Consider the following 17,573-nt stretch of genomic DNA (forward strand, 5'->3'; position numbering starts at 1 on the left):
CACCCTGTTCAGCAAAAGGTAGGGCAGCCTCATTCAGCAGCCTTGGCTTTGCGACGGTGGGGAACGTCCACGCCCGTTTTCCGCAGGCGGGCAGCGATGGACGCAACCGACCTTGCAGACGTGGAGGCATTGTCAAACTGGGCATGGATCAGGTTGACGATCATGTCGTAGGAAAGGGTCACGTCCATGACCAACTCAGCAACCACGCTGCCGATGGTCTCTTTCTTCTCGGCCTTCGGTTCAGGCGTGGCTTCCACTTTCTCGGTCGGGGTGGCCGCTTCGGTCAGCACCTGATCTGCATCTTGGTCAGGATCAGCGCCCGCGAGGACAGCAGACACAGCGTTCTCAAAGGTTTTCTTGGTCATGGTCATGGTCAGTCTCCAGGTTCCACCAGGCCACAGCGACCTGATAGAGCTATCCTGTCGCGTGGGCAGAACCTCGAACGCCCCCTAACCCACCGTTCCCGCTCACTAAATGCTTCGACTTTCAGGCGCTCGGATCGGGCTGCCTGATAGTGCCAGGTGCACGGCCACCGAAAGCCCTGGTAACCAGGACACGAAGCCGGGGGATGATCCGGGTCGGGCCGATGTGCCGGTTCGGACAGCTTGCCACTATCAAGAACGAAGAAGACCGGCACCCTGTGAGACGCCGGTCTTTGGGATCATAGCCGGGGAAGCCTAGTGCTTGCGCAACCCCTGCTTGCAGATAACGCTGGCAACCACGCGCTCATTCTTGAAGCCGCTGAGGTCAGCATACCGTTTACAGTCAGCCTGGGGCTCCAACTTCATCCAGAACCGCAGGCGCTCGGTGCAGGTCTTGAAACGGGCGTTGATGATGTCGATTTGATCCTGGCTCATGCCACAACTCCCTTCATTCGCAGGATGGGATAGGCGTCTTGATTATAGGTCAGGTTGTGCTGCCGTTCCACGCACACCCGAGCGATAGCGTTGTGCATGTCCCACCCATTTTCCTCAAGAATGCACAAAAGCGTCTTGATGTCATTCTTCTTCAACCCGGTAAGGGAATTGATGGCCCCGGCGTTGGTGGTGCCCATGGCAAGGGCTGCAATGGCCACCTTTTCAACGTCGGTGAGGTAGCATCCAGACTTCTTGTCGCTGAGCGGGATGACCCCGACAGATTTGACTTCCATAGTCTCTCCATGTATTCAGTAATTGTGATCGTTTTCCTGTCTAGTCACCTTATAAGGGGCGATGTCACAATCTCTAGAGACTGGATCGGCCGGGCGCAAGCGAAATATATAGGTATGGCACAAATTCTCATGAAAAAGTTGAACGTGGCTCTTCCCGACGAGATGGTTGATGCGTTGACCAAGCACGCAGAGGAGCGTGGCAAGACGATCAGTGACGCCGTGCGGGACCTACTGGCCTCGGCGCTGACGATCCGCCCGCATCGGACAATCGGGGAAGTTGCGATGGAGGCCATCCGGGCCGGCGCGACCAACCAGCAGACCTTGGCCCACGTGCACAAGCTCTTTCCCGACAGCAACGCCTCTGCGGCATCGATCGCGTGGTATCGAATGACCTTGAGGAAGGAGGGGGAAGCCGTGCCCACCGATCGAGAGGCAAAGCTTGCGGCAAAGTGGCCCTGAAAACTGGTGGCAAACGGGCCCGGTTCGGACCTCGTGCCAGAGAGTTCTGGTCAACACCCTGGCCCGGAAACATTAAACTTCCATCATCACAGGACTGATAATCCTATGACGCCGAAAAGCAGAAAGGCGCCAGGTTTGACCCTGACGCCTTCGCCTTTACCCGCACAGCCCATGCGCAACACCTGAACGCCAGGCCACACGGGAAGATGGTCCTGGACGCGACGAACCTGCAACGCCGCGCCCAGGTATCCCGACGACCATGGCGCTTGACAACCAGGAGCCGGGAATTTGCGGACGGGCTGGATGACAACCCGCCCCGAGGACACACCCTTACTGGCAATGCCGAGGGGCCTCTATCCGTCCACCCGCCGCTGAAAAGGAGGCGAGATACCCCACGGCAGATGGACGTGTCCAAATTGGTGGAGACGACCGAATTCCCGCCAGGCCAACCGGCCGTCTCCATGGTCCGCACCCGCCTCCACGGAGAGAAGCGGGGGAACCTACAACAACGCCACTTTCTGGAGGTGGGCGGCGTTGCTGATGCGAATTTCTCAGTCGAGCACGGGGGCGCTTTCCACGAAACGAGCCGCTTCCTCCCGGTGGGTCAACAGCGACTTGCCGATGGCGTCCACCGAGGTCACATGCTCATAGGCGTCAAAGTAGCTGACACCAGTCTCCGCAGCGTGGTCCTTGGCCATCTGGTCCAGAAGGCCATCAGCATCCTTGACCAGGGAGTGCGCCCGTTTGCGGACGTCCTGTTCGCCTGCGTGCTTGGCAATAAGCGCTTCAAGTTTGTCGTTCATGGTGGATTGTCCTTTCAACCGAGGGGATCGGGCTCGCCCAGCCGGGCAGCCAAATCGTAATTTGCGGGGCGAGACATATCGCTCAGCCCGTTGTTGGAACCCTGGCCCGTCATGCGACCACCAGTCAGCTTCCACAATGCAGGCGCCTTGTCCCGGATCGACCGCTTGAGACCCAAGGCCATCATGCCGTAGGACGCGCGGTTCCGGTCGCCCTCACCCAACTGGCGGTCCAGGCTGGCGATCTTGGCGCTGATTTCCTGAAAGCTGACCAGGCTTGCGTCCGCGTCGGCCAGAGCGGCATCGACCTCAAGGGAAGCTTCATGCCGAAGGGCGAGAAGTTCTTCGCGTTCAGCGACCATGATTGCAGCCTGGCGGGCACGTTCGGCAGCTTGTTCGCGGGCCAAGTCCTCCTGGAGAACACCGTGCGCCGCCTCTGCGCGGATCAACTCAATCGTCTCGGCCTGGAGGGACTGGACCAGGGAGTCGAATTTCTCGGGGTCACTGACGGCAAGGCGACGTTCGTCCTGGGTAAGAGGACGTGGCTGCCGGTTGCGGGCAACAAAGGCCGCGACCTTGGGCGCAAGTTCTGCGATCTTCTCGGCAATGTTCATGTGGCTTTCTCCGTGTTGCAGTCAACATGTCATGCTGCCTGGCTAGCGCGGACCAGCAAATGATACTCATCTGGCAGGGTGATATAGCGGGACACGCGGGCTTCATCGGTCGAAAGCAGAGACCGATACCAACGCAGCATACCGCCGGAGTAGCGATGGCCCGTCCGTTCCTTTAGCACCTCGCCAATGATCCCAAGCGCACCAACTGGCAGCTTCAACTGCTGGGCCTCAACCATTGTCCATACAAGGAGCGACAAGCCGTTTGCAGCCACTTGATTGGTGACGCTGAGGTCTGCGCGGTCGGCTGCTTTGTTCACCAGGTCACGTAAGGTCATTGCGTGCCACCTTCGTAATAGGCAGATTTCCTGATGTGGGCCGCCAGTTGTTCGCGCAATTCAGGCTTGAGGCCAGGCATCCTGGCAGCTTCTTCTGCCGACTGGTCCCGCACCAGTTTTGACACCCAAGGCACCGGGTGGCTGCCACTCTCGAAGTGGGTGCCTTCCATCTCCCCGTTCATCTCCGCAAGGACGCCGCCTGGCGAGTAGATGTGGCCAAGGGTAATACGGGCTGTGATGTGGCCGTCGGCGACTTGGCGTTGGCCAATCCCACTGGGAAGAACATAGGTCGTGACCACGTGGAGCGTTTCAGCCATCTTCGGTATCTCCTGGAATTACGAGCCTGGGCCGTGGCGGCAATTCGGTGCCCACATTATTGTTGATCTGGATGGCTGCCATTGGTGCGGCCTTGTCGGCAGAGGGGATCATCTTCTCAATGAGCTTGGTCATGACGGCTGAATTGGAATGGACCAGGCGTTTGACGCGTACGGGTTGGAAGTCGTCGTTCAGCATCAATTCCCCGGTGTCCGGGTCCTTGGCGTCCACTTCAACGACCTGGCCACAGGCCACCAAGGCACGGTCCATCAGGACGTGGCGAAGGCGATCCATTGCAGCTTCGTCGATCATGGCCCACAATTCGGCGAACGCCGGGTCGCGGGTCCGTTCCAGATAGATCGCAGACGATGCAGCCCCAGACGCAAGAATGGCCTCGGCTGTCATGCCCGTCTCAGTCAGCACCTGCAAAAAGGTCCGCTTCTGGTCGGGTGTGGGAGAGGCGATAAGTTCCTGCTGCATGAAGTTTTATTTCGGGCCTGGGTTTTTGCCAACGTTCAACTGTCTGATAACGAAGGGGAAAACAGGCCCTTTTCGGGGGCGTGTAATCTCTGATCCTACGTCGCCAGCATGTCGCAGACGGCGACCAGTGCTAACCAGCAAATGACCGGCTGACGTTTACACGGTCAGACTGACACCAGGACACTCCCCTGGCTCGACGTGCTCGTGCCAGGGGCTTCGGTGGTCGTTCGGCAGGTGCTTTACAGCTTCGGCTTTCGATAGCCCCCAGATGCAGCCCTGAGAAACTGGCGCCTGGTGATGGGGATCGGCTCGAACCTGTTGTCTAGGATCAGCTCACCCTTTTCATCCCGCAACCACATTTCCACTGTGTGATTGCGCATGATGGGCAAGCCATTCCTCACGGCGTCAAACTGATCGCGGAAGGCAGAGTTGTTCTGGGCCCTCACATAGACCGAACCCCTTGCCACACCTACCGCCTTCGCTGCATCCGAGACTGACTGCCCTGCTGCAACGCGACGGAGCAATTCAGCCCACTTGTGGTCAGGGTATTCAAAGCCCATCGCTCGCGTCCAATGTGATGTTGATGTCCCCTAAGGCTTCTGTGAGGGTGCGCAAATACATGGCGATTTCATCACCCGCCGCTGCGTTCACATAGGCTGCAATAAGAGTGGCGCGGGCAGCCGGTGGGTATTCGGGAAACCACTCCTCCACAAAGGTCTTGGCTTCCAGAATCCAGGTGTTGGCAGTCATTCCGGCCTGCTTCATCAGAAGATTGGTTTCAGGTATTATCATTTATCTCGGACTCCATTTTTCCAATGGACTTGGCCATTCCAAGCCATGCCGATAAAATGACGCTCAATGCTGAAAATTGACACCGTCATTTCTAGCGGCAATCCTCCAATAACCCATAGCTGCCAATTGCTGAGGCCAAGTCAAGACTCCCAGTCTAAACACTGATCTGACCGATCCGGCCTAAATCGACTCGGTCTTATAATCGTTTTTGTATTTACCACTTATTGCCTTATGACTTAAGCGAGTAATTCGCTTATTTTATTATTTAAGACTTATGATTTATGCCAGATCAGTCAGATCAAAAAGCCAATAGGACAACTGGGAAAATCATCCTTTTCGGACTGATCCGGCTGATCTGACCTGTTTTCAGAGGGTCACGATTTTGCACCCCGCAACTTCAGGCCAGATCAGCCAGATCGGCCACCCGCTCGCTCGGCCCTTGCCGTCCCCTTGCTTTCTAGTCGGATCAGCCAGATCAGCGGGCCCCGCCATACGCAGCGCCGCGTCACCCCTTGGTTTTCGGCCAGATCAGCCGGATCAACGGGAAGCAAGAAAAAGGCAGGACCGAAGCCCTGCCCTACGCGATCTCCGCCAATCAGCCAGCCAGCCTGTCAGTCAAACGGCCCTTTCCAGGCAAGACCACGGATCGAAGGCACCTGTTCGCCGTTGATCCGAGGCTTGGTGGTCACCACGTCCGGGTAGTTGTCATAGAGTTGGCTGAAGAAGTGGTCGTAGTGGACAGCTACCGTGGTGCTGAACCCTTCCAGCCACGTTTCGAAAGCCATGAAGACCTCATCCTTTGGAAGCACGCTGTTCGCATCCACCACCATCTGGTCTTCGACAAAGGTCTTCGTGGGCATCGTCCTGACCCGCACATTCTTGAACAGGGGTGCCGCCGACCTTGGCTGGACAAACGACCCACGCTTCTTGAGGCGGTCCAGCCCGTCCAGCGCCCAGTTCAGAATGCCCGCCATTTCTGCCTTGAGCTTCATCGGCAGGAGCTTGTCTTCACGCCCAAGATAGGAGTTGGGATATTGCAGCAGCAGCATACGACCAGCCACAGCCCCAGCGCTATCATTGAACCGGGGCAACAGATTGGATGCAAACACAAGGCGAGCGGGCAGCACCTTGTCCACCACCTTCTCATTCTTGCGATTGACGGGCACCTTATCGCCACCAACGATCTTGAGGATTTGGCTGACCAGGCGGCTCATGGTCTTGGTGTTCGAGTTACGAAAATCCCCGAACGTAATGACCTGGGCGTCTTCATACAGTTCCAGCCCGAAAGTATCGGTGAAGCTGTCTTCCTCCGCCCCCTTGCAGTTGCCATCACCCAGCAGCATGGAAAGGGTCGTCAGCAGCGTGCTTTTTCCCGACCTAGTGGGCCCCATCACATATAGAAACTTCTGCTGGGAAATGTCCTGGGTCAGGCAATACCCCAGATACTCTTGAAGAAGCTCGATTGCCTCGGTGTCACGGACGCCAACGTTGGGCCCTTGCTCCGGGGTGAACCACTGGTCAACAGCCCGAAGCCAGGTCGGGCAAGTTGCATCGGCGTCATAGTGGACAGCCGAGACGTTCACGTTGACGAACATGGGAGTGGCGGGAAGCAATCGACGGGTGGGCAGGTGCAGAAGGCCATTGCTGACGGGCATCAAAACCGAGGGCAACGGCAGAGTGGCGCTGCCCGAGTAGTTCCATGCAGGCAACTCTTTCGGTCCTGCACTGTGCGCCATTGCAGCCTTTTTGACGTTCGTCACCAAGGCAGCGTTTTCCTCGATGATCTTCAAACCAGTGCCGGCGATGTATTTGCGCCCGTGAAGAAACTTCCAGATTTCGCCTTCGATGTGTTCATCGCCAGGAGGGAGCACAGCGTAGCAGCCCTTCTGCTTGTCGTATTCAAGCCAGCGGCCTTGAACCCGCAGCAGCTTGTAGGGCTGGGCATTCAGAAAAGCCTGGGCCAAAACGGTGATATTCTTGCTGGCGAGAGGGGCTTCCTGATCTGCGTTCCCAGAGAACACGTCGTTGGCGATCATCTTGTCCAACTCGGACGTTTCAAAGTCCAGCAGAGCAAAGTCACTGGCAGCCCGGACCTTCACAATCCAGGCTTCAACGTCCGCCTTGTGACCCGGCAGGCAGTATTGCAGCGCGAGCTTGGCCAAGGTGCCGAAGGTTACGGGGGTGCCGTCATACTGGCCGAACCCACACCAACGGTCCTGGATTTCTGCATCAGCATCAACCCAGCCTTCAAGTTCGGCCAGCACATCAATGTCACCACTGGCAGCGAAGTGGGCGGCCATCAGGAACATCACCCAGTCCAGATAGTCGCCATGTCCCGAGGGGATGGACACCCACGGCAGCAGTTCGGCAATCTGTCCGGCATCGATCCTCGTCCGGGCATCTTCCCTGGAGCCATCTGTGGCCCTCCGGGCGCGCTCGGACCAGTCCTGGTTAGTTCGGCTACGCCCGATACGCTCCGAGAGCCCAGGAGCCAATTCTGGAAGCGCCTTGAAGTCTCCGAAGGCATCCTGCACGGCCACGTAATGCCGCCCCGTATCGGGATGAATTGAACCGGGCGCCACAACCTGACGGCCAAGCGATTTGTATTCGATGCCCGGATATTCGGGCAGGCTGTCCTTGACCGAAAGCGTGGCGGGCTTGGCCATGTAGATGTGATACCCACCGCTCCCAGTTTCCACCCTCGGATAGTCTGCCAGGTCCATGCTGCAATCGTCCAACAGGCGTTCGAGCGGGTTGCCCTTGGAGGTCAAGGTGTGCTCGACCCAACTGGCGCCCATTAGGGCTTTGGTGGCAGCGGTCGGTTTGCCGTTCTTGTCCAGCGTGGCTTTGATTTCCGCCTCTTTCAGGCGTTCCTTGGCCTCGTCGGTCAGACCAAAGTTGCGGGGATCAACGTCAACAACAAGCTGGGTTGCCGTAAGACGGACACCCAGGTTGCGGCCATGCTTTTCAGCTTCGGCCAGGACCTCAGCATTGCTGTAGAGCTTGGTGGTCCATTTGTTGTCGAGCGGGCGTTTTCCAGCCTGCTTCCTCTTGCCCTTGACGGATACCATTGCATCATATCGATGAAGTGGGATCAGAGAAAAGCCCGCATCGGACACAATACGGCTGTCATCATAATTCGGTTTCATTGCTGATTACTCCCCGGCGCCGGGAAGTGCAGCTTTGTCAGCCACGAGCTTGTCAAGTGCCACCAAGGCGGCCGGGCGATGTGCCACCAGCCATTCCTTGAATTGCTCAACGGGTGTGTAGTTGCGGGAAAGCCGGATCGTGCGGCCTGTGAAGGCAACGACGTCTGCCGGATGGCGAGTGCCAATCGGCATGTTCAGATTGCGACGATTGTGGCGCAACGTGGTGTGGGTAACACCCAGCACGACAGAGATTTCCTCGTCGGTGAGGTGGGTTTGGTAAAACGATGGCGTAAAGACAGCGCCACTGATGCTATTATCCATAGCATGTGCTCCTATGTCAGAGTGGGATTTGCACTGTCTATACAAGGGCGTTGGGACTGGTCGGGTCCTGACGCCCTAAATCGTTTCGTAGCGTCAGCTTACACTGACAGGCCACCTCCCTTAAACCAACAAACGCAGCCTTTAGCCGAACACTGGCCTCACATCATGGCACGTTCAAATTCAGCGTCGCTGATGGGTCGAGGACGGCGCTTCTCGGAAACGAGCACAAGGCCCAGGGCGTCGGGCATGATGTAGCTGTCGGGGTATGGATGCGGCCACTGCCCCTTCTCAACTTCCTTTTCGAGCTTGGCCAGCAGGTAGCGCTCAAAGGCAGCTTGGCCTGGCCGCCGCAGCAAGCGCATCAGCATGAGAACCTGGTCACAGCTATAGGTCCTCGGACGGGGTTTGATGTGCTGGGTGTCAAGCCCGCGATCATCGATGATGGTTGCCCGGTCCAGCTTGTCCTTGGTGATACCAAGCACGCTCGCAATCTTGGTCGCCCGAACAAGTGTGCTGGGCATATCGGACGCGAACGAGCGAGGTCGAATTGCCGGTTTCCAAGTGACCGGCACGAGCATATATTCCATGATGTAGCTGCCTCCTATGGCGCTGCGTTTCGTTGAGACTGACCTAGCAATCAGCATCTTCTATGTGGCCATCGGGTTCCCGCCCGGTGGCCACGACTCACTTTGCCACACTGGTCAAACCCCCGACAACCAACACTTGCAGCCCCAAACGACGGTTCGGTGCCCAGGCACCTTGCGACAGTGTGTCGGCATGTGCCGAAGACCCTGTTTGCTGAGCGGATTGGCCCAGGCGATCGCATAGAAAAGCCCCCGAGAGCGTTGTGGCTCACGGGGGCTTTTTGCTTTGTGGACGGTGGGTCGATCAGGCGAGAGGTTTCTGGCGCCGGGCTTCCATCCATTCCCGAAGATCAGCCACAGCATACATCACCTTGCGCCCTACGCGAACGAAGGCAGGGCCGGTTGCCTGTGATCGCCACACCTCAAGTGTGTTCGGCTGCAAACCCAGGAATGAGGCAGCAGCATCGTTGTCGAGATACTCACGGGCACCCTGGGCAAGCATGGCTTCGATCCTGTCCAGCCGCTCTATGATTTCCTGCATTGTCTTTTCCTTTCAGTATCATAGAGCGATTATGGAGGCATGGAGGGACGGGGCAAACCCTCAAACTGGGACGGGCTTGCCCCTGAACGAAAGCAGCTTCTCTGCCACCTTTTCCTGGCACTCACGAAGGTGGCCAGTCAGGTGAGCACGGGTCACATACCGAAAAGAGACGGTAGGGTTGCTGTGATCCAAAAGCAGGGTGACGGACTGGAAGTCTAGGCCACACTCGAAGGCCCACGTCCTATAGTTGTGGCGAAGGGCATGAGGCTGATACGGAAAGCCACGGTCTGACCTGAGCACTGACACATGGCCCGAGCGGGTGGTGGTGGCCGGGAACATGAAGGGCGAGGCCAGGGGCTTGGTGTAGGCACGGAGCGCCTCCAATTCCTGGATCAGGAACCGAGGCAGCGGGCACTTGAAGACCCGCCCTGCCTTGGTGCGGGGCACGGTCAACACCCCATCTTCATCAAGCCAATCCCATCGGGCAGTGCGGGCGTTGCCAGACCGAAGCCCCGTAAAGAGCATCAGCATGAAGCAGCCTCGCGCCACCTGATCGTCCAGGGTGTCGAGCGATCGCCAAAGGGCGGGCATCTGTTCAGCGCTGACAGCCCAGTTACGGCTTTCCTCTTTGTTGAACCTCACGGCCAGCGACACGGGGTTGGGCGGAAGGTCATGGTCCCGCATCGTGTCATTGTAGAGAAGGCGAAGCATCCTGAGGCTGGTATTGGCAGCATATGGCCCATTCTTGCGGGTCATTTTCTCGTGCAAGTTCCTGCAAAGCGCCCTGTCGATCGAAGACATTGGCAGCTTCATGATGGACCTGAACGGGCCTTCGGTGTGCCTGCGGTAGTCAGCGAGCGTGGAGGGCTGGAGGTCATTCTTCCTTGCTTCCAGGTATCGGTCCAGGGCTTGCTGGACGGTGGGCACTGCGGACTTGGGGCGCCTTGGATCATCCCCACGGGCAAGAGCTTGCCGAAGCTCAATGGCCTTCTGCCTAGCAGTCTTGAGGGACATTTCCTCCACCCTGCCAATAGTCAGGGTGACGTAAAGCCCGCTGCCATCGTTGATGCGGCCCACGAGCTTCCAAGACGATGATTTCGAGCCCACGACAATGCGAAGGCCCGAGACTTCTTCATCATAAATCAGGGTGCCAGGGGGGCTTGTCTCAGCCAAGTTGGTAGCCAGTGATTGCGTGAGTTTGGTTGCCAATATTCATCCTCCAGTTGTGAAACGAGACCGAGTTTCAGACCCTATGCAAAGCACAGCTAGACAAAGCTCGATCAGGCTAGATGAAGGGATTATGACCTGAAAACAGGGACTTGGGGACCATGATTAGAGCGGGTAAAGCTCAGCAAAACGGACGACAAGCAATTGTCGATGCCGACAAAGTCGATGTCGGGGTCAGCCCAGAGTGGGTCCAGATGGAAATACACATTGCCATCCGCATGATAGCCGAAATACTCGGACCAATCGGCGGCATAGCTGATCTTGACCTCGGGCCCAAGGATCGCGCGCACCTCGGTCAGCAATTGCCGCAACGCCGCCACTGCCGGAAAGCTGTCGCCAGCGCCGCGGATCTGCGTCAAGGCCCGCATTTCCGAGCCGATGCAGAAGGCGTCAACGCCACCCGCTGCGGCGCAAAGATGCGCGTAATGCAGGATGAACCGGCGATAGCGCCAGTCTTCCGGGCCGGAATAGCTGATCTGCCCCGCCTCGACGGTGAAATCCCCGGGCTGTGCCGTGCCGAAAAACGCCGCGACCTCGGCGGCGGCCGCCGCCGTGCGATCCGTGCTGTCCGCCTGCCCCGGCGCCGCATCCAGCGTGATGCGCCCGCGCCAAGGCAAGACCGGCTGATCCGGCGCGCCTGTCCAAGGGTCCGGCAGGTCATTGCCCGCCAGTTGTTCCATCAGGATGAACGGATAGAACATCACCTCTTGCCCCGCAGCCCGCAGCGCCGTGATGGCCTCGATCACCGAGGCATCCGCCGGGGTGCCGCCATAGACAGATTTGCCTTCGACGCGCGCCACTTCCTCGGCGGCATCGCGCCCGATGCCGCCCGCCCGCCAGATCATGCCTTTGCCTTCCAGCGCGCGCTGTTCGACCTTCGGTTTGACCTGACAACTGCCACAGCGCAGATCGTCACCGAACCACGACACCACCAGCGACACTGATCCGCAATGCGGCAGTTCTTCGCGCAATTGTTCCAGTGCTGTAGAGAAATCCGGCTTTCCTGACGGAGAGTTCACATTGGCAGAGCGCACAGCCGCATCGCCTTCGGAATAATGCACCGGAGTCGTCGCCAGCGCATATTCCCCCGTGCCGGGGATCAGCGCCACGGCACGGACAGCGCGTTGCAGATCGGTCATCGCATCGGCCGCCGGGCTTTGCGCGGGGCGGATCACCTCGAATGACAGTTGCGGTACCCGATTTCCGAAAGGGGCCAGATCCAGATCCTCGATCACCACATAGGCAATTCCGCGATAGGCGGGGGCCAAACCCGCCCCCTCCACCGCCTCGATCTTCGGATCTGGCAGTTGGTCGTCATCACCATGATAGACCCGCAGATTGACCGAGCTTGGCGCGATTTCCACCCCATCGGCCCAGATCCGCCCAACACTGGCAATCCGCCCCGCACAAAGCGCGACCGCAAGGCTGACGGAATAGGAATAGGTCGTGGTGCGCGGGCTTGGCGCGCCTTTGCCGCCGCCCGTGCTGGCCGCCGTTTCCATGAACCGCGTGGCCCAGATCACCTGCCCCGCCACACGGATCCTGCCAAACACCTGCGCCACTGCCGCCCCTTCCGAGGCGCCCATCAGGCGGAACCGCTCTACCCGGCCAATCTCCACCGCATCGGATCCGGCACCGATCAGCTTCTGGTCGATGATCCGGCCCAGGGTGGCCCCGGCGGCCCGCCCGATGACAGCCCCCGACAGGCCAAGGATCGTGCCGCCAAAGCCCGATCCGATGGCGGCTCCGGCCGCAGACAGCAGTATCGTCGCCATTCAACGCGCTCCTTCAGGAAAAGCAAACCGCGCCACGATCCGGCGCGCCCAGGGCCCGGACAGCGGGCTTTCGATGACCCCATGCCCGGTATAGGCATGGATAAACGAGGCCTCCGCCCCGATGCGTCCGGCAATACCCAGATGCTTCGCCACGCTGCCCTGCCGCATCCGAAACAGCAGCACATCCCCCGGTGCCGCCGCACGACCGGGCTTTGGCCGCAGCCAGCGGGTCGCCGCGGCCAACAGCAGCTCTTCGCCCGAGGGTTCTGCCCAATCCTGGGTATAAGCGGGCACAGCCTCCGGCTCGGCGCCATGCACCGCCCGCCAGACCCCGCGCAACAGGCCCAGACAATCGCTGCCTGCGCCCTTGGTCGAACATTGATGCTGATAAGGCGTGCCGATCCAGCCCCGCGCCTCTGCCACGATCCGCGCGCCATTGGTCATCCGCGCAGCCTCCCGCCATCATTGACAGTGGACGAGGATGGGAACGAGGTCAGCCAATCTTCACCCGGAATATGCGGAAAGCCCCGGAAGTTGATGAAATTGGCGAACTTTGTCCGGCAGGTCTCTGCCCGTTTGTCGCAGCCCGCCTCAAGCCGCAGCATGTCACCCTCTGCGATATCGGCGGCGAGGCTTTGCCACAGCTCGATCTCGCGCGTGCCATCGGCCAGCAGGCGGTCACGCTTGATAAAGGCTCTCAGCCCCGCCGCGTCCCCGCTTTGCACAATCAGGCGGCCCCGCTCGAACCAGCGGTCATCGAACCCGATGAACCGGGCAAAGCGGAACACCTGCCGCTGATCCACGTGCTCGACTGCACGTTTCAGCACATAGCCCGGCGTTTCCAGATCGAAGCCGCAGGACACGTCGCCCAGCAAAGCCGAACAGTTGCGCTGATAGACGCGCCCCTGCGGCTGATTCAACCGCTCGGCAAGCCCGCGCAATTCGGCCTCGAACGCACCTGCGCCGCGCGTGATCTCGCCCAGGGATCCACGAAACTGCAACACCCGCTGCGACAGGTCTGCCCAATTCACCAGCCAGGCAAAAACCTCTGCCCCGTCATAGCGCCCGGCCAGAATATCCGCCTCTGTCACCGCCGCATCGGACAGCGCGCCCAGCGCCTGCGAGTTGTCGACCGAAAGCCCGGTAGATTGCTGCACAGCGCGGGCGGTCAGCCCGCTGTCCGCCTTGAACCGGATCCCCTCGAACGAAAAGGCGCGGTCGTGATCGGTAAAGCCCAGCGTGACGCCATCACTGCGCCGCAAGGCCCATGCCCGACATACCGTGGTCGCACCCGTGGCCAGATGCGCATAAAGCCCGGTCGGATCCGCCGTCATACCCGCACCTCCACCACCGGCACATTCGGCACATCCCCCGCCTGAAACGAGGCCACAGAGGTCTGGATCCGGTCGGTATCAAAACGCACCGCCACATCGAATTCAAACCCGGCGCTGATCACCACACCAGTATCCGGGGGCGTTTCAAAGGTGATCAGGCCGCGCGTGGGATCGACGCTGAATTCCAGTCCCTCCATCTTCAGATCGCGGTCCACGGCCACCACCACACTGCCCGCGACAGGTTTCAGGATCGGGCGCAGATAGGTTTCCGCACCCGAGCGATAGGTCTTGCACAGGTGGAACTGCACCGTCTTGCCATCGCCCGCGCCGATGATCTGATCAAAGGCCGACACCACGCGTGAGGCTTTGCCCGATTTGTAATCGGACCAGTCTTTCCAGCGAAAGCCGAACATCTGGCCGCGCCGCGCCTCGAAAAACGCGATCAGCGCCTCTACATCATCCAGTGACCGCAGGCCCACGCCCGCGTCATAGCGACGACGCGAGTGTTCCCAGGGGGTGTTGCGCTCTTCGAACCCATTGGCCAGCGTCACGATTTCCGTGCGCCGCTCTGGCCCGCCAACCGAGCCGAAGCTCAGATTGGCCGGAAACCGAACCTCGTGAAATGCCATGTTCCGCCCTTACCTGTTGCGTTGCCCGCGCGACAGCGCGCGCGCGGCCTGTGCCGCGATCTGCGCCTGACTGCGCTGAAATCCCTGCACATCGGGTGTGGCGATATTCATCACCACCGTGACGGGCCGCCCACCGCCCGCCATCTGCACGCCCAGACGGCCATCCGCCCCGCGCGACAGTGGCATGATCGCCTCCGGCCCGGCCTCGCCCATCAACCCGCGCCCACCGCGCATCGGAAACTGTGTGGGCGCGGTCACCACGCCCCCCTTGGCAAAGGGCATCACCCGGCCCTGACTGAACGAGCCGCCCTTTTCGAACGGCATCATGCCTCCGATCAGCCCATTCAGACCCTGCGCGATCAGCCCGCCAAAGGCATTCTGCACCGGCTTCATCGCGACGCTATAGGCCGTGTCCAGCATGGTCTTCGCCACACCGCGCAGCGCATCCGACAATTTGAGGCCATCAAACACCACGCCGTCAAAGGCCCGCCGCAGCCCGCCGCCAATCCCGTTGGACAGCTGGTTCACTTCGCGCCCAGTATAAAGCAGGCTGTCCCGCATCCGCGCAAGTTCGCCCTCAAAGGCCCCGACCATGGCGGTGGCGCCCCCCAGCGTCGCTTCAAGCGCGGCCACCTGATCTTCCAGCGTTTCGATATCCGCCATCGCCTACCCTTTCCTCGCATCGGGAAACGCCGCCGCCAGTTCGTCCAGCCGCGCCCGCGTCAACGGGGGGGCGGCGCTTTCCGCCCCCAGCATGATTTTCAGCTCGATCGGGCTCAGCCGCCAGAACTCGGTCGGGGTCAGGCCCAGCCCGCACAGGCCCGCCCGCATCAGACCGGGCCAGTCGATGCCGCTCATCCCGCCCCCGGCAAGGCAAAGGCACGCGCCAGAAGCTCTGCCGCCGCCCGCGCTGCCTCGACCGGGCCGCCCGCGATCTCCACCGTGCGCAGATCCGCTGCCGTGCCCTGCCAGCCGCCGCCGCGCAGCCCCGCCACGATCAGCGCCAGCACATCCCGCGTGGAAAACCGCCCCCCTTCAAAACGCTCCACCAGATCGAGCAGCGATCCGGCCTCCAGCGCCGCCTCCAGTTCGGCCAGCGCCCCCAGCGTCAGCTTTGCGACATGCCGCTGGCCATCCAGCACCAGTGCCACTTCCCCCGCCCAAGGATTTGCCATGTCAGAGCGCCGTAAAGGTCAGCACCCCGGCCGAGGCGAGCGACAATTCATAGGTGGCCTCGCCATTGTGGCTGCCCGCATATTCGATCGAGGTGATCTGGAACGGCCCCTCCACCACACCGAAATCGGGGATGATCACCTGAAAATTCGGCACCTCGCCGTCAAAGAAGATCTGACGCGCGCGTTCATCGGTATTGGCATCGCGAAACACGCCCGATCCCGAAATCGCGGCCGAGCGCACGCCCGCCCCGGCCAGAAGTTCGCGCCAGCCGCCCTGGCTTTCCAGGCTGGTCACATCCACGGTTTCCGCGTTGAAACTGATGCGCGAGGCCCGCAGCCCGGCGATGGTTTCAAATTGCAGGCTTCCGTTCACGTCAATCTTGATCAGCAGATCCTTGCCGTTTTGCACAGCCATGGTCAGTCTCCGATATTGAAAGTTGAACCCGGCTCATCGGCGCGACAAGCCAATGGCGCAGTCAGTCCTCCACCCGTGCCGCAAAGCGCAGGTCGATCCGCCGCAGCGCGCCCGCCTCCAGCCGCCGCGCCCGCGCCTTCTGGAAAGCCAGCCCGACCAACCGGCCCCGGCTCAGCGTCAGCACGGCATCCACCAGCGCATCCGAGATCTGCACCGCAATCTCTTTCGCCGCCAGAAAGCCGCTGCTGTCACTTATCACGCTGACGATGAACCGATGCTCAGCGCCGCCACCGCTTTTGTCGCTGGCATCCCGCGCCTCTTCCGGCCCGATCAGCACGAATGTGCCCGCCCCCCCGCCGGGCGGCACCGCATCATGCACCGCCACCCCCGGAAGCTGCGCCACCAGCCGCTGATACACCGCCGCCTGCAAGGCGGCTGCCACGCCATAACTCATGTCGGCACCTCCTCCCGGGCAAAGCAGGTCAGAAACCGGCCCGCCGTGTCCTGTTCCGTCACCGCCAGAATAGTAAAGACGCGAGCGCCCTCGCGGAACCGCTGCCCCGGTGCCGGGCGCGAGGCCGCACCCTGCGCTGCCGCCCGCACCGTGATCCGGTAGGGCACGGCGGCCAGCGTCACCTCCTGCCCGGCCATATTGCGCCCGCTGCCCGCCACCACCGCCGCCCAGAGCGTGCCCAGCGCCACCCAGCTTTCGCCAAAGCCACCCAGACCATCCGCCACGCGCTGCACCGCCTCCAGCACCAGCGGGCGCGTCAGATGCGGCGCGCTCATGCCGCGCCCCCGCCGAGCACCCGCACATTGCGCCAGCGTTCGATCAGCATCTGCACCGCCATCGGCAAACCGCCTTCCCGCGCGCCTGCCTCGTGGCGATGTTCATAGAATTCCGCCGCCAGCAGAAACACCGCCTGTGCCAGATCGGCAGGCACCGCCGCCCAGGCCGCGCCAAACCCCGCCTCGAACAGCACCTCCACCTGCCCGTCGACCGGAACCGCAGGCAGCAGCGTGCCCACCGCCACCAGCTTCGGGCGATGCCGGTCCTGCACCAGCCGATAGCGCGCTGCCGCAAGCACCGTGCCCGCGCCCTGCGCATCCAGCAGCGTCACACTGTTGACCACAGTCACCGGGGCCACCGGCAAGGCCTGCCCGGCAGCATCGCGCCAAGTCTCCAGCACCAGCTTGAAGTTGCGGCTGATCAGCGCCTTGCCGATCCGCCCTTCAATCGCCGCCATCGCCGCACGCAGACAGCTTTCCACCAGCCCATCCTGCATTGCACCATCGGCAAAGCCGGTGCCCAGCCGCAAATGATCCTTCAGCGCCTGAACCGGCAGGGCCGCGCCCGGCACCGGGGTCAGCTCAATCAACATCATGTCCATGCTCCTTTGCCCCCAGCGGCAGGTTCGGACGCGCGCCCCGCACCACTCGGACGGAGGGGGGAGCAGCTAGAAGGCGCGTCACAGGCG

The 17,573-nt window shown here is 60.9% G+C and carries 26 protein-coding genes and 1 pseudogene; 1 reads left to right on the top strand and 26 read right to left on the bottom strand.

Going from position 1 to position 17,573, the window contains the following annotated elements; genetic code table 11:
- Positions 1-29: 29 nt before the first annotated feature.
- The 3 genes from KM031_RS02065 to KM031_RS02075 all read right to left on the bottom strand — a co-directional run bounded on the left by KM031_RS02065 (position 30) and on the right by KM031_RS02075 (position 1,150).
- Entirely contained in the window at positions 30-371 is a 342-nt protein-coding gene (locus tag KM031_RS02065; RefSeq protein WP_215504034.1) for a hypothetical protein, read from the bottom strand.
- A 306-nt stretch (positions 372-677) separates the two neighbouring features.
- The gene (locus tag KM031_RS02070) at positions 678-857 is read right to left on the bottom strand and encodes a hypothetical protein (protein ID WP_215504033.1); all 180 of its coding nucleotides are present in this window, start codon (positions 855-857) and stop codon (positions 678-680) included.
- Positions 854-1,150: a hypothetical protein gene (locus KM031_RS02075; protein ID WP_215504032.1), complete on the bottom strand. Its 297-nt coding sequence runs from the start codon at positions 1,148-1,150 to the stop codon at positions 854-856. Before KM031_RS02075 ends, KM031_RS02070 begins: the two co-directional genes overlap by 4 nt.
- Positions 1,151-1,264: 114 nt before the next feature.
- Between KM031_RS02075 and KM031_RS02080 the strand changes: the two genes are divergently transcribed.
- Positions 1,265-1,609, top strand: coding sequence for a ribbon-helix-helix domain-containing protein (locus tag KM031_RS02080; protein ID WP_215504031.1), 345 nt, complete (start codon positions 1,265-1,267; stop codon positions 1,607-1,609).
- Positions 1,610-2,160: 551 nt separating this feature from the next.
- On the opposite strand, the gene KM031_RS02085 is transcribed toward KM031_RS02080, so the two are convergent.
- From KM031_RS02085 to KM031_RS02190, 23 genes and pseudogenes are all read right to left on the bottom strand, one after another.
- A complete protein-coding gene (locus tag KM031_RS02085; protein ID WP_215504030.1) occupies positions 2,161-2,412 on the bottom strand; it encodes a hypothetical protein in 252 nt (83 codons plus the stop codon).
- 14 nt (positions 2,413-2,426) lie between these two features.
- Positions 2,427-3,023, bottom strand: coding sequence for a hypothetical protein (locus KM031_RS02090; protein WP_215504029.1), 597 nt, complete (start codon positions 3,021-3,023; stop codon positions 2,427-2,429).
- A 29-nt stretch (positions 3,024-3,052) separates the two neighbouring features.
- Entirely contained in the window at positions 3,053-3,358 is a 306-nt protein-coding gene (locus tag KM031_RS02095) for a hypothetical protein (RefSeq protein ID WP_215504028.1), read from the bottom strand.
- Positions 3,355-3,675: a hypothetical protein gene (locus KM031_RS02100; protein WP_215504027.1), complete on the bottom strand. Its 321-nt coding sequence runs from the start codon at positions 3,673-3,675 to the stop codon at positions 3,355-3,357. Before KM031_RS02100 ends, KM031_RS02095 begins: the two co-directional genes overlap by 4 nt.
- Positions 3,668-4,153, bottom strand: a complete 486-nt coding sequence (locus KM031_RS02105) for a hypothetical protein (protein WP_215504026.1) — start codon at positions 4,151-4,153, stop codon at positions 3,668-3,670. Before KM031_RS02105 ends, KM031_RS02100 begins: the two co-directional genes overlap by 8 nt.
- A gap of 239 nt (positions 4,154-4,392) precedes the next feature.
- The gene (locus tag KM031_RS22675) at positions 4,393-4,713 is read right to left on the bottom strand and encodes a helix-turn-helix domain-containing protein (protein WP_215504025.1); all 321 of its coding nucleotides are present in this window, start codon (positions 4,711-4,713) and stop codon (positions 4,393-4,395) included.
- The gene (locus tag KM031_RS02110) at positions 4,703-4,903 is read right to left on the bottom strand and encodes a hypothetical protein (protein WP_215504024.1); all 201 of its coding nucleotides are present in this window, start codon (positions 4,901-4,903) and stop codon (positions 4,703-4,705) included. The genes KM031_RS22675 and KM031_RS02110 overlap by 11 nt, the downstream gene beginning before the upstream one ends.
- A gap of 653 nt (positions 4,904-5,556) precedes the next feature.
- Positions 5,557-8,094 (bottom strand): phage/plasmid primase, P4 family, encoded by a 2,538-nt coding sequence (locus tag KM031_RS02115; RefSeq protein ID WP_215504023.1) that lies wholly within the window; start codon positions 8,092-8,094, stop codon positions 5,557-5,559.
- A 6-nt stretch (positions 8,095-8,100) separates the two neighbouring features.
- On the bottom strand, positions 8,101-8,415 hold the full coding sequence (locus KM031_RS02120; RefSeq protein ID WP_215504022.1) for a hypothetical protein: 315 nt from the start codon (positions 8,413-8,415) through the stop codon (positions 8,101-8,103).
- A gap of 158 nt (positions 8,416-8,573) precedes the next feature.
- Entirely contained in the window at positions 8,574-9,002 is a 429-nt protein-coding gene (locus KM031_RS02125; RefSeq protein ID WP_215504021.1) for a hypothetical protein, read from the bottom strand.
- A gap of 301 nt (positions 9,003-9,303) precedes the next feature.
- On the bottom strand, positions 9,304-9,540 hold the full coding sequence (locus KM031_RS02130) for a helix-turn-helix domain-containing protein (RefSeq protein ID WP_215504020.1): 237 nt from the start codon (positions 9,538-9,540) through the stop codon (positions 9,304-9,306).
- 60 nt (positions 9,541-9,600) lie between these two features.
- Positions 9,601-10,749 carry a tyrosine-type recombinase/integrase gene (locus KM031_RS02135; RefSeq protein ID WP_215504019.1) on the bottom strand — a complete coding sequence of 383 codons (1,149 nt, stop codon included), beginning with the start codon at positions 10,747-10,749 and terminating at the stop codon, positions 9,601-9,603.
- A 161-nt stretch (positions 10,750-10,910) separates the two neighbouring features.
- Positions 10,911-12,542 (bottom strand): annotated as a pseudogene (locus KM031_RS02140) (baseplate multidomain protein megatron); the annotation flags it as partial.
- Entirely contained in the window at positions 12,543-12,986 is a 444-nt protein-coding gene (locus tag KM031_RS02145; RefSeq protein WP_215504017.1) for an NlpC/P60 family protein, read from the bottom strand.
- Positions 12,983-13,876: a phage/gene transfer agent baseplate hub protein gene (locus tag KM031_RS02150; RefSeq protein ID WP_215504016.1), complete on the bottom strand. Its 894-nt coding sequence runs from the start codon at positions 13,874-13,876 to the stop codon at positions 12,983-12,985. Before KM031_RS02150 ends, KM031_RS02145 begins: the two co-directional genes overlap by 4 nt.
- A complete protein-coding gene (locus KM031_RS02155; RefSeq protein WP_215504015.1) occupies positions 13,873-14,505 on the bottom strand; it encodes a DUF2460 domain-containing protein in 633 nt (210 codons plus the stop codon). Before KM031_RS02155 ends, KM031_RS02150 begins: the two co-directional genes overlap by 4 nt.
- Before the next feature lie 9 nt (positions 14,506-14,514).
- A complete protein-coding gene (locus KM031_RS02160) occupies positions 14,515-15,168 on the bottom strand; it encodes an RcGTA-type gene transfer agent tail tape measure protein (protein ID WP_215504014.1) in 654 nt (217 codons plus the stop codon).
- Between the two features lie 3 nt (positions 15,169-15,171).
- Complete coding sequence (locus KM031_RS02165) at positions 15,172-15,363, bottom strand: rcc01693 family protein (RefSeq protein WP_215504013.1); 192 nt, start codon at positions 15,361-15,363, stop codon at positions 15,172-15,174.
- Positions 15,360-15,680, bottom strand: coding sequence for a gene transfer agent family protein (locus KM031_RS02170; RefSeq protein ID WP_215504012.1), 321 nt, complete (start codon positions 15,678-15,680; stop codon positions 15,360-15,362). Before KM031_RS02170 ends, KM031_RS02165 begins: the two co-directional genes overlap by 4 nt.
- A gap of 1 nt (position 15,681) precedes the next feature.
- Complete coding sequence (locus KM031_RS02175) at positions 15,682-16,095, bottom strand: phage major tail protein, TP901-1 family (RefSeq protein ID WP_215504011.1); 414 nt, start codon at positions 16,093-16,095, stop codon at positions 15,682-15,684.
- 61 nt (positions 16,096-16,156) lie between these two features.
- Positions 16,157-16,549: a DUF3168 domain-containing protein gene (locus tag KM031_RS02180; protein ID WP_215504010.1), complete on the bottom strand. Its 393-nt coding sequence runs from the start codon at positions 16,547-16,549 to the stop codon at positions 16,157-16,159.
- Complete coding sequence (locus KM031_RS02185; protein WP_215504009.1) at positions 16,546-16,884, bottom strand: head-tail adaptor protein; 339 nt, start codon at positions 16,882-16,884, stop codon at positions 16,546-16,548. The genes KM031_RS02180 and KM031_RS02185 overlap by 4 nt, the downstream gene beginning before the upstream one ends.
- A complete protein-coding gene (locus tag KM031_RS02190) occupies positions 16,881-17,480 on the bottom strand; it encodes a head-tail connector protein (RefSeq protein WP_215504008.1) in 600 nt (199 codons plus the stop codon). Before KM031_RS02190 ends, KM031_RS02185 begins: the two co-directional genes overlap by 4 nt.
- Positions 17,481-17,573: the final 93 nt, after the last annotated feature.

The sequence above is a fragment of the Gemmobacter fulvus genome (genome assembly GCF_018798885.1).
In the GTDB taxonomy this organism is placed as follows: domain Bacteria; phylum Pseudomonadota; class Alphaproteobacteria; order Rhodobacterales; family Rhodobacteraceae; genus Gemmobacter; species Gemmobacter fulvus.

Coding starts and splice junctions, on each gene's coding strand:
- KM031_RS02145 (WP_215504017.1), bottom strand. CDS start 12,986: ATGACCAATGGCGCGCGGATCGTGGCAGAGGCGCGGGGCTGGATCGGC.
- KM031_RS02165 (WP_215504013.1), bottom strand. CDS start 15,363: ATGAGCGGCATCGACTGGCCCGGTCTGATGCGGGCGGGCCTGTGCGGG.
- KM031_RS02155 (WP_215504015.1), bottom strand. CDS start 14,505: ATGGCATTTCACGAGGTTCGGTTTCCGGCCAATCTGAGCTTCGGCTCG.
- KM031_RS02100 (WP_215504027.1), bottom strand. CDS start 3,675: ATGGCTGAAACGCTCCACGTGGTCACGACCTATGTTCTTCCCAGTGGG.
- KM031_RS02125 (WP_215504021.1), bottom strand. CDS start 9,002: ATGGAATATATGCTCGTGCCGGTCACTTGGAAACCGGCAATTCGACCT.
- KM031_RS02185 (WP_215504009.1), bottom strand. CDS start 16,884: ATGAGCGCGCCGCATCTGACGCGCCCGCTGGTGCTGGAGGCGGTGCAG.
- KM031_RS02090 (WP_215504029.1), bottom strand. CDS start 3,023: ATGAACATTGCCGAGAAGATCGCAGAACTTGCGCCCAAGGTCGCGGCC.
- KM031_RS02085 (WP_215504030.1), bottom strand. CDS start 2,412: ATGAACGACAAACTTGAAGCGCTTATTGCCAAGCACGCAGGCGAACAG.
- KM031_RS02115 (WP_215504023.1), bottom strand. CDS start 8,094: ATGAAACCGAATTATGATGACAGCCGTATTGTGTCCGATGCGGGCTTT.
- KM031_RS02095 (WP_215504028.1), bottom strand. CDS start 3,358: ATGACCTTACGTGACCTGGTGAACAAAGCAGCCGACCGCGCAGACCTC.
- KM031_RS02170 (WP_215504012.1), bottom strand. CDS start 15,680: ATGGCAAATCCTTGGGCGGGGGAAGTGGCACTGGTGCTGGATGGCCAG.
- KM031_RS02175 (WP_215504011.1), bottom strand. CDS start 16,095: ATGGCTGTGCAAAACGGCAAGGATCTGCTGATCAAGATTGACGTGAAC.
- KM031_RS02190 (WP_215504008.1), bottom strand. CDS start 17,480: ATGATGTTGATTGAGCTGACCCCGGTGCCGGGCGCGGCCCTGCCGGTT.
- KM031_RS02120 (WP_215504022.1), bottom strand. CDS start 8,415: ATGGATAATAGCATCAGTGGCGCTGTCTTTACGCCATCGTTTTACCAA.
- KM031_RS02080 (WP_215504031.1), top strand. CDS start 1,265: ATGGCACAAATTCTCATGAAAAAGTTGAACGTGGCTCTTCCCGACGAG.
- KM031_RS02180 (WP_215504010.1), bottom strand. CDS start 16,549: ATGAGTTATGGCGTGGCAGCCGCCTTGCAGGCGGCGGTGTATCAGCGG.
- KM031_RS02110 (WP_215504024.1), bottom strand. CDS start 4,903: ATGACTGCCAACACCTGGATTCTGGAAGCCAAGACCTTTGTGGAGGAG.
- KM031_RS02075 (WP_215504032.1), bottom strand. CDS start 1,150: ATGGAAGTCAAATCTGTCGGGGTCATCCCGCTCAGCGACAAGAAGTCT.
- KM031_RS02150 (WP_215504016.1), bottom strand. CDS start 13,876: ATGACGGCGGATCCGACCGGGCTTTATGCGCATCTGGCCACGGGTGCG.
- KM031_RS02105 (WP_215504026.1), bottom strand. CDS start 4,153: ATGCAGCAGGAACTTATCGCCTCTCCCACACCCGACCAGAAGCGGACC.
- KM031_RS02070 (WP_215504033.1), bottom strand. CDS start 857: ATGAGCCAGGATCAAATCGACATCATCAACGCCCGTTTCAAGACCTGC.
- KM031_RS02065 (WP_215504034.1), bottom strand. CDS start 371: ATGACCATGACCAAGAAAACCTTTGAGAACGCTGTGTCTGCTGTCCTC.
- KM031_RS22675 (WP_215504025.1), bottom strand. CDS start 4,713: ATGGGCTTTGAATACCCTGACCACAAGTGGGCTGAATTGCTCCGTCGC.
- KM031_RS02160 (WP_215504014.1), bottom strand. CDS start 15,168: ATGGCGGATATCGAAACGCTGGAAGATCAGGTGGCCGCGCTTGAAGCG.
- KM031_RS02130 (WP_215504020.1), bottom strand. CDS start 9,540: ATGCAGGAAATCATAGAGCGGCTGGACAGGATCGAAGCCATGCTTGCC.